We start from the raw sequence: 12,501 nt of genomic DNA, 5'->3' as shown, positions 1-12,501 counted from the left end.
CCGACGATCAGGTGCCGTTGCGTAGGCGACGAAGGAGCAAGCAACGGCGCCTGATCGTCGGGACCTCCGGGGCCGCCGACTCGAGCGCGCCAGCGCTCAATGAGACACCGGGCAGCCCTTGGTCTTGTAGTCGACCGGGAGCTCCTTGATGCCGTTGAGCCAGCCCGAGCGCAGGCGCTTGGGGTCGCCGATCTTGGTGATGTCGGGCAGGTGGTCGGCGATGGCGTTGAAGATCAGCTCGATCTCCAGGCGGGCCAGGTTCGCGCCGACGCAGAAGTGCGCGCCGGTACCGCCGAAGGACAGATGCGGGTTCTCCTTGCGCATGATGTCGAACTTCTCCGGGTTCTCGAAGACGTCCTCGTCGAAGTTCGCCGAGCGGTACAGCATCACCAGGCGCTGGCCCTTCTTGATCTGCACGCCGCCGAGTTCGGTGTCCTCGAGCGCGGTGCGCTGGAAGGAGGTGACCGGGGTGGCCCAGCGGATGATCTCGTCGACCGCGGTGGCGGGGCGTTCCTTCTTGAAGAGCTCCCACTGATCGGGGTTCTCCATGAACGCGATCATGCCGTGGCTGATCGCGTTGCGGGTGGTCTCGTTGCCGGCGACCGCGAGCACGATGACGAAGAAGCCGAACTCCTCCGCGCTCAGCGACTCACCGTCGACGTCGGCCTCGATCAGGGTGGTGACCAGGTCGTCGGCCGGACAGGTCTTGCGCGCCTCGGCCATCTGGTACGAGTAGCCGAGCAGCTCCATCGACGCCGCGACGGGGTCGACATCGACGTTGTCGGGGTCGTCGTAGCCGGTCATGTCGTTGGACCATTCGAAGACCTTCATGCGGTCTTCCTGCGGCACGCCGATGAGTTCGGCGATCGCCTGCAGCGGCAGTTCACAGGCCACCTGGGTGACGAAGTCGCCGCCGCCCGATTCCGCCGCGGCCTTCACGATCTTCTCCGCACGCGAGGACAGCTCGGCGCGCAGGCTGTTCACCGCGCGCGGGGTGAAGCCCTTGGAGATCAGCTTGCGCAGCTTGGTGTGTTCCGGGGCGTCCTTGTTCAGGATCACGAAGCGCTGCAGCTCGATCTGCTCGCGCTTGATGTCGTCGTTGAAGCGCGGGATCGCGGTGTTCTCGTAGGTCGAGAAGACATCGCTGCGGCGCGAGACCTCCTTGACGTCGGCGTGCTTGCTGACCACCCAGAACCCGTCGTCGTGGAAGCCGCCCACCTCGGGCGGCTGCGGGTTCCACCAGATCGGCGCCGACCGGCGCAGCTCAGCGAACTCCTCCGCCGGGACACGCTCGGCGTAGATGGCCGGGTCGGTGACGTCGAACCCCTCGGGCAGGTTCGGCAGGGTACCCGTGGCTTCGTTGCGCGGATCTACCACCAGATGTCTCCTTCGACAAACTGAAACACGTTCTACAATCATTCAAGCACAGGGTATGCCACGACGGAAGAACCTCGCGGTTTTGCCCCGCTTACATAAACAGAACACGTTGCAGTTCAGAGGGAGATGCAGATGGGCACACCGGTAATCGTCGAGGCAGTGCGAACCCCGATCGGCAAGCGGCGCGGGCGGCTTTCCGGCCTGCACGCGGCCGAACTGCTCGGTGCGGCCCAGCGCGGACTGCTCGACCGGGCCGATCTCGATCCGGCCGAAGTGGAGCAGGTGATCGGCGGCTGCGTCACCCAGGCGGGCGAGCAGTCCAACAACGTCACCCGCGTCGCGTGGTTGCACGCGGGCCTGCCGTGGCAGACCGGCGCAACGACCATCGACGCCCAATGCGGTTCGGCACAGCAGGCCAACCACCTCGTCGCGGGACTGATCGCCACCGGGGCCATCGACATCGGCATGGCGTGCGGCGTGGAGGCGATGAGCCGGGTGCCGCTCGGCGCCAATGTGGGCACCGAGGCGGGACCGCGCAGGCCCGAGTCGTGGTCGATCGATCTGCCCGATCAGTTCGGCGCGGCCGAGCGAATCGCGCGGCGGCGCGGACTCACTCGCGACGACCTCGACCGATTCGGCCTGCGCTCACAGCAATTGGCCGCCACCGCCTGGGCCGAAGGCCGTTTCGATCGCGAGGTGCTGCCCGTGGTCGCCCCCGTACTCGACAGCGAGGGCGCGCCGACCGGCGAGAAGGCCGAGGTGACCCGTGACGAGGGCTTGCGCGCGAGCACGATCGAGGGCCTGGCCAAGCTGAAGCCGGTGGTCACCGACGGCCTGCACACCGCGGGTACCTCGTCGCAGATTTCCGACGGCGCGGCGGCGGTACTCCTGATGGACGAAACCGTCGCCCGCCGAAAGGGTTTGCGACCGCGCGCACGGATCCGCACGCAGGTACTCGTCGGCGCCGAACCGGAGTTCCATCTGGACGGACCTGTGCAGGCATGCACGCGACTGCTGGAACGCTCGGGAATGGCGATCGGCGATATCGATCTTTTCGAGATCAACGAAGCATTCGCGGCGGTCGCCCTTTCGTGGGCTTCTGTACATCAGCCGGACATGGAACGGGTAAATGTCAACGGCGGTGCGATCGCAATCGGGCATCCTGTCGGTTCCACCGGTTCTCGTCTGATCACGACCGCATTACACGAGCTCGAACGCACCGGCAAGGGAACGGCGATGGTTCTCATGTGCGCCGGTGGAGCCCTCGCGACCGGCACGATCATCGAACGCCTGTAGACTGGACGTACCGAAACCGGGCGCCCAGGTTGAACATTCATCTCCAGGCGCCCGGAACGTGTCGTACGCCACACGATCCGAGGGGCGAGGGGGATGATGAGGCATCAGCAATCTTTGGGCTATCATGAGTCCGAGGTGGAAGACCCCCGCGACGGGCACGAACTCCGGCACCCATCGGCTCCACAAGAGTCGTTGACGTGACCCCGCAAACGCGGCCGTCGCGGGCCCTGTACGCAGGTGAGCGTCGGAATCCGCAGAGAAATCCTGAATCAGGCGTAGGTTTTCAGTTACTGAGCCGCTAATATCAATGATACGTATCCGAGATAACGACTGTTAGTACAGTGAAGGGAATTGGGCGGCTCACAATGGCTGATTTCGCGGCGCGGCTGAACAAGCTGTTCGAAACCGTGCATCCCCCGGGGCGCAAGCCGCACACCAACGCAGAGGTTGCGGCTGCGCTGACTGCCTCCGGGCATCCGATCTCCAAGCCGTATCTCTCGCAGCTGCGGTCGGGACAACGAACCAACCCGTCCGACGAGACGGTGGCCGCCCTGGCGAAGTTCTTCAAGGTCAAGCCTGACTACTTCTTCAACGACATCTACGCGGCCAAGATCGATCACGACCTGGAACTGCTTGCGCAGCTGCAGGGTTACGGGCTGCGTCGTCTGTCCAGCAGGGCATTCGACCTCTCGGAAGAATCACAGAATCTGCTCACCTCCATGGCGGAGAAGTTGCGGGCCAGCGAAGGCTTGCCCGAAATTCCTCCGGACGGAACGGAATAGGAACAACCAGGCGGATACGCGAAGAACGGGCCTGAGCCGGTGGAAACACCAGCTCAGGCCCGTTCTTGTTGTCTGCGTCAGCTCGACGCGGCGGCGTTCTGCGGTGCGCCCGCCGTCGCGACCGCCACCTCGTATCGCTTCGCCAGCGCCAGCACCCAGCCGCGTGGGCTCACGCCGGGCGGCGGCGCGATCCAGCGCGCGTCGACGAACAAGTCCCCCAAGGGGTTTCGGGCCCACTCGGCCACCACGGCCGCGCGCTCGGGGACGGAGTTCGGCGGCTCACCCGCCGCCGGGATGACGATGCCGCTGCCCGAGAGCAGATACAGCGCGTCCATCACCTGCGCGACGTGATCGGAGGCCTTCAGCTGCGCCGAGGTGGCGTTCTGTTCGGGTGCGACGACCTCCGGGAACCGGCCGACCATCAGCTTGTGCAGGGGACGGATGCGCCGCAACAGGATCCGGGCCCGCCACCACAGCTCGATCACGATCGACACCGCGCCGAGCGAGATCAGCAGGCTCGCGATCTCCCACGCCTGCCAGCCCCACGTCGGCTGACCGGGCGGGGTCGGCTCGGCGCCCTGGAAGGCGCGGCCCGCGTTGGCGAAGGCGAGCACGGCGACCAATGCCGTTCCCGCCGTGTAGATCGCGATACCGCGACCCAGCGTGGTCCAGTCCAGGTTGCGCAGACCGGTGGTGACGATGAAGACCGCGCCGAGCGCGACGACCATCCAGCCGAAGGTGAACGACCAGGCCAGCGTCAACGCGATGGCGAGAGCGCCGATGCCGTAGACGATCATCGCGACCTGGCGCAGGTTGCGTCGCGACACGACCGGCCAGGCGGCGGAGGCGACCACCGACGTGGCGGTGGTGAACAGGATCCACGCCGAATCGACGATGCCCGTGGACAGCCAGCCGCTGCGCAGCCCGCCCGGGAGCAGGTTGTCGACGGCGACGGCGATATCGGGGATGGCGACGGTCGAGGCGAGTGCGACGGCGGCGACCGCGACGACGATGGCCACGCGGGCCGTTGTCGCGGGCTTGACGAGCACGCGCCCCACTCGCGCACCCGCGGCAACCCAGACCAGCAGGGCTGTCAACCAGAGTGTCATCCGAGTGCCTCATCGAATCGAAGGACCGAGACGCCTGCGCCCCGGTTGTTGAAGACGCGCAGTCGTGTCATGAGCATGGCCGCGAAGGTCTCGGCCTCCCACTCGGCCAGGTCGTCGGCTCCGTCCTCGACGATCTGGGCGTGGGCGCGCTGACTGAGCATGTAGGCGATGAGGTCGTCGCTGACCTCGAGTGTCGTCTCGACCGCGGGCGCGCCCTCGTGGTCGAACACGATATGCCCGAGTTCGTGGGCGAGGGTGTGGTCGCGGCTGGGCAGGGCGTCGGCGAGCACGATGATGTCGCGCTCGGGGTAGAAGCGCCGCTGGCCGCACACGCCGGGGCCCAATTGCGCACTGGTGATCTCGATTTCGCGCTGCCGCTCGAGCGAGACCGCCGCGACCACCTCATCGAGGGTGGTCGCGTCGAAATCGGCGGCGACCGCGCACACCGCGTCGACGGCGGCGGCGACGCGGCGATAGGACCGCGAGGTGGACTGGGTCTTGCTCTTGCTCATCGAAGATCCCCTCACGACCTCGGTCCGAAGAACTCGGCACGCGCCGCGTTCACCCGCGCCTGGGCGGCCGCGGCACCTTGGAAACTCACTGCGCCCGAACCGGTTCCGGCCAGGGCGAGCGCTATCAGACCGCCGATCACCGACAGCAGTTCGGGTTCGGGCAGACCGTTGTTGTCGCTGGTCGGCCGTACCTCGTGGTTGGGCTTGGCGGCCTGCGCGGGCGCGGCGGCGGCAGGCGGCGCGGGGGCGGCGGCCGGGGGCGGCGGCGCATCGGCCGGGGCCGGTGCTGCCACAGCCACATTCGGCGCGGCGACACCTGGGATCGACGGCGTGCCGGGTGCGGGCGGGATCGCGAGCGCGGGCAGCGCGGGCGACGGTGTCGGCGGGGTCTGCAGCAGGAGCAACAGCAGTAGCGGCGAAGCCGAACCGACAGCCGCCGAGCCGACGGCGGCCGAACCGGTCGCGGCCGAGCCAGCGCCCGCGGAACCGACCGCGGCGGAACCGACGGCGGCCGAGCCGACGGCCGCGGAGCCGGTACCGGCCAGCGCCGAGCCCGTCCCCGCCGCAGCTGAGCCGACGGCGGCCGAACCGGTGCCGAGCAGCGCGGCCGCACCGGCCGAACCGGTGCCGAGTACGGCGGCGGCACCGGCGGAACCGGTGCCGAGGATCGCGAAGGCGCCTGCCGAGCCCGTGCCGAGCACGGCGCCCAGGCCCGCGGAGCCGGTGCCGAGGAGCACGCCGAGGCCCGCCGAACCGGTGCCAAGCACCAGCCCGGCGGCGGCCGAGCCCGCGCCGAGGACGGCGGAGCCCGAGGCCGGACCGGCCACTTCCTTGGTCGGGAGTTCGGTGGTGTCCTGGCCGGGGATGCTCAGCGGGGTCCACTCGGTCTCTTCGGCGACTTCCGCACCGCTGCGGGGTGGATCGCCTTGATTCGCCGGTGCCGGGTCGTTGCCGCTGCCCGTTCCCGGCAGGGTGAGTTCGATCGGCTTACCCTCGTCAGGCCGCTCAGCCGGTTCACCGCCGCCGCCTCCGATGCCGGTGCTCCCGCTGCCGGACGGTTGCGCGGCGGGTGTCGGCGGCTTTTCCGGCGCGGCGAATGCGGCGACGGGCCCCAATAGGGCGCAGCCGACCAAGACACTCGCAGCGGCAAGAACGCGCAACATGCGACCAACGGCCATGCGCCTGTCATCCCCTTTAAGTAATTCCGCGCAGCATTACCCCCGGTCGCGACACATTCCGGGATGGACGAACAGTAGCCCATAGTAAACCCGGGCGCGGAACCCCGCAGGAGAGCGCAGGCGCCGTCCAGCCCCCTGGACGCCTATGACAAGGCAAAACCGCAGGCCCGGCGGCTTTGCTCACTGTCCTCCTGCGAAGTTAGCTATGCACCGTAAACCGGCTCCGGTTCGGCGCCCTTTTCGATCAGCTGAGCCACCACCGGACCGAGCTCGGCCGGATCCCAGCGCGCACCGCGATCGACCGCGATGCCGTGCCGCCAACCCTCGGCCAGCGCGACCTTGCCGCCCTCCACCTCGAACATCCGCCCGGTCACCCCGGCGGACTCGCTGCTGCCGAGCCAGACGACCAGCGGCGAGATGTTCGCCGGGTCCATGGCGTCGAAGCCGGCATCGGGGGCGGCCATGGTCTCGGCGAAGACCGTCTCGGTCATTCGGGTGCGGGCCGCGGGGGCGATGGCGTTGACGGTGACGCCGTAGCGCCCGAACTCCGCCGCGGCGGTGAGCGTGAGTCCCGCGATGCCCGCCTTGGCCGCGCCGTAGTTGCCCTGGCCGACGCTGCCCTGCAGCCCGGCGCCGGAGCTGGTGTTGATGACGCGGGCGTCGACCGCGCGCCCGGCCTTGGCCTCACCGCGCCAGTACTCGGCGGCATGACGCATGGTGGCGAAGTGGCCCTTGAGGTGCACGCGGATCACCGCGTCCCATTCCTCCTCGCTCAGGTTCACCAGCATGCGGTCGCGCACGAAACCGGCATTGTTGACCAGCACGTCGAGCCCGCCGAAGGTGTCGACGGCCTGGCGGACGAGCCGGCGCGCGCCTTCCCAGTCGGCCACGTCGTCGTAATTGGCGACCGCCTGCCCACCGGTGGCGACGATCTCGTCGACAACCTGCTGCGCGGGTGTCTCCGAGGTGGGCGCGCCGTCGAGCGCGGTGCCCACGTCGTTGACGACGACGCGCGCACCGGCCGCGGCGAAGGCGAGCGCGTGCGCGCGCCCGATCCCGCGACCCGCACCCGTGACGATCACCGTGCGGTCGGCGCAGATCAACTGCTGGTCCATCGAAACTCCTAGTTATCCGTGGTTCGTATTCGCGGCATCGAGAAAGGCTGGCCGCTCCCCCGCGCCGTGCACCAGCAGGCTCGCGCCGCTGACGTAGGCGGCCAGCGGGGAGGCGAGGAAGAGGGCGGCATTGCCGACGTCGGCGGGGGCGGCGAGGCGGCCGAGTGGGATGGTCGCGCCGACAGCGGCGACACCGTCGGCGTCGCCGTAGTGCAGGTGGCTCAGTTCGGTTTCCACCGGTCCGACCACCACGGAATTGAGGCGGACCTTCGGCGCCCATTCCACCGCCAGTGAGGTGGTGAGGTTGTCCAGTCCGGCCTTGGCCGCGCCGTAGGCGGCGGTACCGGGTGAGGGCCGGTGCCCGCTGACGCTCGAGACCATCACGATCGAACCGCCCGAGTCCTGTTTCTGCATCACGGCATTCGCCTGCTGCGCGATGACCAGGGGGGCGAGCAGATTCAGTTCGATGATCTTGGTGTGGAAGCGCGGGCTCGCCGCGTCGGCCAGGGCGAAGGGCGCCCCGCCCGCATTGTTGACGACGTGGTCGAGCCGCCCGTGCGCGGCGAGGATCTCGTCGAACATGGCGGCGACCGCGCTGTCGTCGCGGACATCGCAGGAGTAGTGCTCGGTGCCCTCGATCGGGGTGTCGGCGGGCCTGCGCGCACAGGTGAGCACCGTCGCGCCCGCCGCGAGGAAGGCGCGGGTGATGCCCGCGCCCACGCCGCGCACTCCGCCGGTCACCAGAACGATCTGGCCGGAAAGGTCGATTTCTGTCGCCACCGTGTTAACCTACCAAGCAATTGCTTGCTTTGTCTCGGGTTCGCCCGGGCACGCACCGATAGGACAGTTGCCATGGGAATCGACCGGCATACCGAAACCGAGGGGGTGGAGGTCGTCACGGTCGACTATCCGCCGGTCAACGCGCTGCCCTCGGACGGCTGGTTCGCGCTCGCCGACGCCGTGCGCGCCGCCGGACGCGATCCCGGCACTCGCGTGGTCGTGCTGCGCGCGGAGGGTCGCGGCTTCAACGCGGGCGTCGACATCAAGGAGATGAACGCCGACACCGGGCACACCGCCCTGATCCGCGCGAATCACGGATGTTTCGAGGCCTTCGCCGCGGTGTACGACTGCGAGGTTCCGGTGGTCACCGCCGTCAACGGGTTCTGCCTCGGCGGCGGGATCGGCCTGGTCGGCAACTCCGACGTCATCGTGGCTTCCGACGACGCCACCTTCGGCCTGCCCGAGGTGGACCGCGGTGCGCTCGGCGCCGCGACCCACCTGTCGCGACTGGTCCCCCAGCACCTGATGCGGACCATGTTCTACACCGCGGGCAAGCTCACCGCCCAGCAGCTGCACCACTACGGGTCGGTGTACAAGGTGGTGCCGCGCGCCGAACTCGACGCCGCGGCCATGGAGGTCGCGAAGAACATCGCGAACAAGGACGGCCGGGTGATCCGCGCCGCGAAGCGGGCGCTCAACGGCATCGACGTGCAGGACGTGCACCGCTCCTATCGCTACGAGCAGGGCTTCACGATGGAGCTCAACCTGGCCGGGGTGGCCGACGAGATCAGAGCGCGTTTCGACGACGACCTCGCCGCGCAGAAAAAGGGGAAGTAGGAAAAGCTATGCGCGACAAGAGAATGACCCTCGACGAGGCGGTCGGCGAGCTGCGCAGCGGCATGACGATCGGCCTCGGCGGCTGGGGATCGCGGCGTAAGCCGATGGCGCTGGTGCGTGCGCTGCTTCGCTCGGATGTCACCGACCTGACGGTGGTGACCTACGGCGGGCCGGACCTCGGCCTGCTGTGTTCGGCGGGCAAGGTGCGCAAGGCCTACTACGGCTTCGTCTCGCTCGATTCGGCACCGTTCTACGACCCGTGGTTCGCCAAGGCGCGCACCGAGGGTGCGATCACGGTGCGCGAGATGGACGAGGGCATGGTGAAGTGCGGGTTGCAGGCCGCTGCGGCCCGGTTGCCGTTCCTGCCGATCCGCGCCGGGCTCGGTTCGGCGGTGCCGGAGTTCTGGGAGGGCGAGCTGAAGACCGTCGTCTCGCCGTACCCGCACGCCGACGGCCGGACCGAAACGCTGATCGCCATGCCCGCGTTGAATCTCGATGCGGCGCTGGTGCATCTGGACCTGGGTGACAAGCACGGCAACGCCGCCTACACCGGTGTCGATCCGTACTTCGACGACCTCTACTGCCTGGCGGCCGAGCGGCGCTACGTCTCGGTGGACCGTCTAGTCGACACCGACGAACTGGTGAAAGCCGTTCCGACGCAAGCGCTGATCCTCAACCGGATGATGGTCGACGGCGTTGTCGAGGCACCCGGTGGCGCGCACTTCACCTTCTCGGGTGGTTACGGACGCGACGAGAAGTTCCAGAAGCACTATGTGGCGGCCGCGCAGTCGCCGGAGTCGTGGGCCGAGTTCAGGGCGCGCTATCTCGACGTGAACGAAGACGAATACCAGTCCGCCGTCAAGGCTTTCGCGGAGGAGCAGCGATGAACGCAGTACCGGCGACCGGTCAGATCACGCGCGCGGAGGTGTGCGTCGTCGCGGCGGCGGAGATCTTCCGCGGCGCGGGCGAGATCATGGCCAGCCCGATGTCGACGATCACCACGATCGGCGCGCGACTGGCCAGGCTCACCTTCGAACCCGACCTGCTGCTGTCCGACGGTGAGGCACTGTTCTTCGCCGAGGTGCCGGCGATCGGCGCGAAAGCACCGGTGGAGGGCTGGATTCCGTTCGCCAAGGTGTTCGACGTGGTGGCCTCGGGCAGACGGCACGTGGTGATGGGCGCCAATCAGCTCGACCGCTTCGGCAACCAGAACCTCTCGGCGTTCGGGCCGTTGCAGCAGCCGCGCAGGCAGATGTTCGGTGTGCGCGGGGCGCCCGGCAATACGATCAACCACGCGACCAGCTACTTCGTGCCCAAGCACAACACGCGGGTGTTCTGCGAGCAGGTCGATATCGTGAGCGGTGTCGGCTACGACAAGATCGACCCGGCCAACCCCGCATTCCGTTTCCATCATCTGCACCGGGTGGTGTCCAACCTGGGCGTCTTCGATTTCGGCGGTCCCGAGCACACGATGCGCGCGCTGTCGCTGCACCCGGGGGTGACGGCCGAGGAGGTCGCCGAGAACACCTCCTTCGAGATCGCCGGACTGGCCGACGCGGGCGAAACCCGGCTGCCCACCGAGGAAGAGCTGCGGCTCATCCGGACCGTGCTCGACCCCAAGGGTTTCCGCGAGAAGGAAGTGGCGGCATGAGCGGTCAGCGGCCGGAGGCGGAAGCGGAGCGTGACCACGCAGGCCGCCCGAGCATGCCGAATGAACACAGCATGAGCGGTCAGCGGCCGGAGGCGGAAGCGGAGCGTGACCACGCAGGCCGCCCGAGCATGCCGAATGGACACAGCATGAGTGCGCGCCTGCGTACCCCGCTGACCGAGCTGGTCGGCATCGAGCATCCCGTCGTGCAGACGGGAATGGGCTGGGTGGCCGGGCCGCGGCTGGTCGCCGCGACCGCGAACGCGGGTGGGCTCGGCATTCTGGCTTCGGCGACGATGACCTTCGAGGAGCTGGAAGCGGCTGTCGCCAAGACGAAGTCGCTCACCGACAAGCCGTTCGGTGTGAACATCCGCGCCGACGCCACCGACGCGCCCGAGCGCATCGAACTGCTGATCCGCGAGCAGGTGCGGGTCGCCTCGTTCGCTCTCGCTCCGAAGAAGGAACTGATCGCCCGGCTCAAAGACGCGGGCGTGGTGGTGATTCCGTCGATCGGTGCCGCCAAACACGCGGTGAAGGTGGCCTCCTGGGGCGCGGACGCGGTGATCGTGCAGGGCGGTGAGGGCGGCGGGCACACCGGGCCGGTGGCCACCACGCTGCTGCTGCCCTCGGTGCTCGACGCCGTCGACATCCCGGTCGTCGCGGCGGGCGGTTTCTTCGACGGGCGCGGTCTCGCGGCAGCACTGTCCTACGGTGCCGCCGGGGTGGCCATGGGGACCCGGTTCCTGCTCACCCAGGAGAGCACCGTCCCCGACGCCGTGAAGCAGGAGTACCTGGCGCGCGGACTGGGCGACACCGTGGTTTCGGTGAAGGTCGACGGCATGCCGCATCGCATGCTCAACACCGAACTCGTGGAGCGACTGGAACATTCGGGCGGCTGGCGCGGACTGTCGGCGGCCGTCGGCAACGCGGCCAAGTTCAAGAGCATGACCGGGATGAAGTGGTCGACGCTGATGCGCGACGGGCTCGCCATGCGAAAGACCAAGGACCTCAGCTGGTCGCAGGTCGTGATGGCCGCGAACTCGGCGATGCTGACCAAGGCCGGTCTCGTCGAGGGCCGTACCGATGCGGGCGTGCTGCCCGCGGGCCAGGTCACCGGAATCATCGACAGTCTGCCCACGGTGGCCGAGCTGATCGACGGCATCGTCACCGACGCGCTGACGCGCATCGCGGCCGTGGGCACGCTGGTCGACACACCGGTCACCGAGCGGAGCTGACCAAGACCCATCCCGGCGAGCCCCCCACAGCGGTGCGCCGAGATGCCGCCCGACGGGTCTGAGCCTCCCGTCGAACGGGCGAAAAGGACACCGAACCGGATGCGGTACTCACAAGGCGCGCATCCGGTTCGGTGTTCTCCCGCTCAGAATTCGGAGACCGCGAACTCCCCGGTGCTCGCCAGATGCGCCAGTGGCGTGGTGCGGATGGTCGCCTCGATCCGCCCGGCGCCCGTCGCGAGTGTCAGGCCGACCTCTGGACCAGGCTGACCGCTCGGGCCGCCTGCCACGACAGTCGCCGCCGAACCGCCCGCACCGGTGTCGAGATTGCGCCACTCGACCGTCGTCGTCACCGTGCAGCCGCTCTGGTGTGAACCCGGTGTCGCGCTCCAGAACGTGCCGCGCAGCCGCATCTCCGCCTCACCGGACCTGGTGATGCCCTGGCCGGACAGCGCGGTCGCGTCGATCTGACCGGCGCAGGTCCAGCCGGTGGCGAGGGTGTAGGTGGGTTTGAACGGTGTCATTGCCGAGGCGGGGGTCGTCGCGCCGAGGAGGAGTCCTGCGGTTGCCGCCGCGACGAGCGTCGCGCGGCCGGTGTACTTCCACATCACTGCGTGCCTTTCGTTCGGTGATCG

At 68.5% G+C, this 12,501-nt stretch carries 13 protein-coding genes; 6 read left to right on the top strand and 7 right to left on the bottom strand.

Annotated elements, in window-relative coordinates:
• Positions 1 to 96: 96 nt before the first annotated feature.
• Complete coding sequence (locus AB0I35_RS29925) at positions 97 to 1,377, bottom strand: cytochrome P450 (RefSeq protein WP_357399665.1); 1,281 nt, start codon at positions 1,375 to 1,377, stop codon at positions 97 to 99.
• A 132-nt stretch (positions 1,378 to 1,509) separates the two neighbouring features.
• On the opposite strand from AB0I35_RS29925, the gene AB0I35_RS29920 reads away from it, so the two are divergent.
• Together AB0I35_RS29920 and AB0I35_RS29915 are read left to right on the top strand one after the other, a co-directional pair.
• Positions 1,510 to 2,673, top strand: coding sequence for a steroid 3-ketoacyl-CoA thiolase (locus AB0I35_RS29920; protein WP_357399664.1), 1,164 nt, complete (start codon positions 1,510 to 1,512; stop codon positions 2,671 to 2,673).
• A gap of 365 nt (positions 2,674 to 3,038) precedes the next feature.
• Entirely contained in the window at positions 3,039 to 3,455 is a 417-nt protein-coding gene (locus AB0I35_RS29915; RefSeq protein WP_019044759.1) for a helix-turn-helix domain-containing protein, read from the top strand.
• Between the two features lie 77 nt (positions 3,456 to 3,532).
• Here the strand turns inward: AB0I35_RS29915 and AB0I35_RS29910 are convergent, their stop codons facing one another.
• The 5 genes from AB0I35_RS29910 to AB0I35_RS29890 all read right to left on the bottom strand — a co-directional run bounded on the left by AB0I35_RS29910 (position 3,533) and on the right by AB0I35_RS29890 (position 8,149).
• Complete coding sequence (locus AB0I35_RS29910) at positions 3,533 to 4,564, bottom strand: hypothetical protein (protein ID WP_357399663.1); 1,032 nt, start codon at positions 4,562 to 4,564, stop codon at positions 3,533 to 3,535.
• A complete protein-coding gene (locus AB0I35_RS29905; protein ID WP_067492264.1) occupies positions 4,561 to 5,076 on the bottom strand; it encodes an ImmA/IrrE family metallo-endopeptidase in 516 nt (171 codons plus the stop codon). Before AB0I35_RS29905 ends, AB0I35_RS29910 begins: the two co-directional genes overlap by 4 nt.
• A gap of 11 nt (positions 5,077 to 5,087) precedes the next feature.
• The gene (locus AB0I35_RS29900; protein ID WP_357399662.1) at positions 5,088 to 6,254 is read right to left on the bottom strand and encodes a hypothetical protein; all 1,167 of its coding nucleotides are present in this window, start codon (positions 6,252 to 6,254) and stop codon (positions 5,088 to 5,090) included.
• 203 nt (positions 6,255 to 6,457) lie between these two features.
• The gene (locus AB0I35_RS29895) at positions 6,458 to 7,369 is read right to left on the bottom strand and encodes an SDR family oxidoreductase (RefSeq protein ID WP_357399661.1); all 912 of its coding nucleotides are present in this window, start codon (positions 7,367 to 7,369) and stop codon (positions 6,458 to 6,460) included.
• A gap of 12 nt (positions 7,370 to 7,381) precedes the next feature.
• Positions 7,382 to 8,149, bottom strand: coding sequence for an SDR family oxidoreductase (locus AB0I35_RS29890; RefSeq protein WP_357399660.1), 768 nt, complete (start codon positions 8,147 to 8,149; stop codon positions 7,382 to 7,384).
• Positions 8,150 to 8,221: 72 nt separating this feature from the next.
• Between AB0I35_RS29890 and AB0I35_RS29885 the strand changes: the two genes are divergently transcribed.
• The 4 genes from AB0I35_RS29885 to AB0I35_RS29870 all read left to right on the top strand — a co-directional run bounded on the left by AB0I35_RS29885 (position 8,222) and on the right by AB0I35_RS29870 (position 11,869).
• On the top strand, positions 8,222 to 8,986 hold the full coding sequence (locus AB0I35_RS29885) for an enoyl-CoA hydratase family protein (RefSeq protein ID WP_181701007.1): 765 nt from the start codon (positions 8,222 to 8,224) through the stop codon (positions 8,984 to 8,986).
• Positions 8,987 to 8,994: 8 nt separating this feature from the next.
• Entirely contained in the window at positions 8,995 to 9,873 is an 879-nt protein-coding gene (locus AB0I35_RS29880) for a CoA-transferase (protein WP_357399659.1), read from the top strand.
• Entirely contained in the window at positions 9,870 to 10,637 is a 768-nt protein-coding gene (locus AB0I35_RS29875; protein WP_357399658.1) for a CoA-transferase, read from the top strand. Before AB0I35_RS29880 ends, AB0I35_RS29875 begins: the two co-directional genes overlap by 4 nt.
• A 146-nt stretch (positions 10,638 to 10,783) precedes the next feature.
• Positions 10,784 to 11,869 (top strand): nitronate monooxygenase, encoded by a 1,086-nt coding sequence (locus AB0I35_RS29870; RefSeq protein WP_357399657.1) that lies wholly within the window; start codon positions 10,784 to 10,786, stop codon positions 11,867 to 11,869.
• Between the two features lie 143 nt (positions 11,870 to 12,012).
• Here AB0I35_RS29870 and AB0I35_RS29865 read toward each other — a convergent pair whose 3' ends face one another.
• The gene (locus tag AB0I35_RS29865; RefSeq protein WP_357399656.1) at positions 12,013 to 12,474 is read right to left on the bottom strand and encodes a hypothetical protein; all 462 of its coding nucleotides are present in this window, start codon (positions 12,472 to 12,474) and stop codon (positions 12,013 to 12,015) included.
• Between the last annotated feature and the right edge of the window lie 27 nt (positions 12,475 to 12,501).

It is taken from the genome of Nocardia sp. NPDC050378, assembly GCF_040655675.1.
In the GTDB taxonomy this organism is placed as follows: Bacteria; Actinomycetota; Actinomycetes; order Mycobacteriales; family Mycobacteriaceae; genus Nocardia; species Nocardia coubleae.
The sequence above is the reverse complement of the archived record's forward strand: the minus strand, read 5'-3'. Positions and strand labels throughout refer to the sequence as shown.

What these genes read in the sequence shown, in the direction of transcription:
- AB0I35_RS29920 (WP_357399664.1), top strand. Translation starts at nt 1,510, where the DNA reads ATGGGCACACCGGTAATCGTCGAGGCAGTGCGAACCCCGATCGGCAAG.
- AB0I35_RS29915 (WP_019044759.1), top strand. Translation starts at nt 3,039, where the DNA reads ATGGCTGATTTCGCGGCGCGGCTGAACAAGCTGTTCGAAACCGTGCAT.
- AB0I35_RS29910 (WP_357399663.1), bottom strand. Translation starts at nt 4,564, where the DNA reads ATGACACTCTGGTTGACAGCCCTGCTGGTCTGGGTTGCCGCGGGTGCG.
- AB0I35_RS29905 (WP_067492264.1), bottom strand. Translation starts at nt 5,076, where the DNA reads ATGAGCAAGAGCAAGACCCAGTCCACCTCGCGGTCCTATCGCCGCGTC.
- AB0I35_RS29900 (WP_357399662.1), bottom strand. Translation starts at nt 6,254, where the DNA reads ATGGCCGTTGGTCGCATGTTGCGCGTTCTTGCCGCTGCGAGTGTCTTG.
- AB0I35_RS29895 (WP_357399661.1), bottom strand. Translation starts at nt 7,369, where the DNA reads ATGGACCAGCAGTTGATCTGCGCCGACCGCACGGTGATCGTCACGGGT.
- AB0I35_RS29885 (WP_181701007.1), top strand. Translation starts at nt 8,222, where the DNA reads ATGGGAATCGACCGGCATACCGAAACCGAGGGGGTGGAGGTCGTCACG.
- AB0I35_RS29880 (WP_357399659.1), top strand. Translation starts at nt 8,995, where the DNA reads ATGCGCGACAAGAGAATGACCCTCGACGAGGCGGTCGGCGAGCTGCGC.
- AB0I35_RS29875 (WP_357399658.1), top strand. Translation starts at nt 9,870, where the DNA reads ATGAACGCAGTACCGGCGACCGGTCAGATCACGCGCGCGGAGGTGTGC.
- AB0I35_RS29870 (WP_357399657.1), top strand. Translation starts at nt 10,784, where the DNA reads ATGAGTGCGCGCCTGCGTACCCCGCTGACCGAGCTGGTCGGCATCGAG.
- AB0I35_RS29865 (WP_357399656.1), bottom strand. Translation starts at nt 12,474, where the DNA reads ATGTGGAAGTACACCGGCCGCGCGACGCTCGTCGCGGCGGCAACCGCA.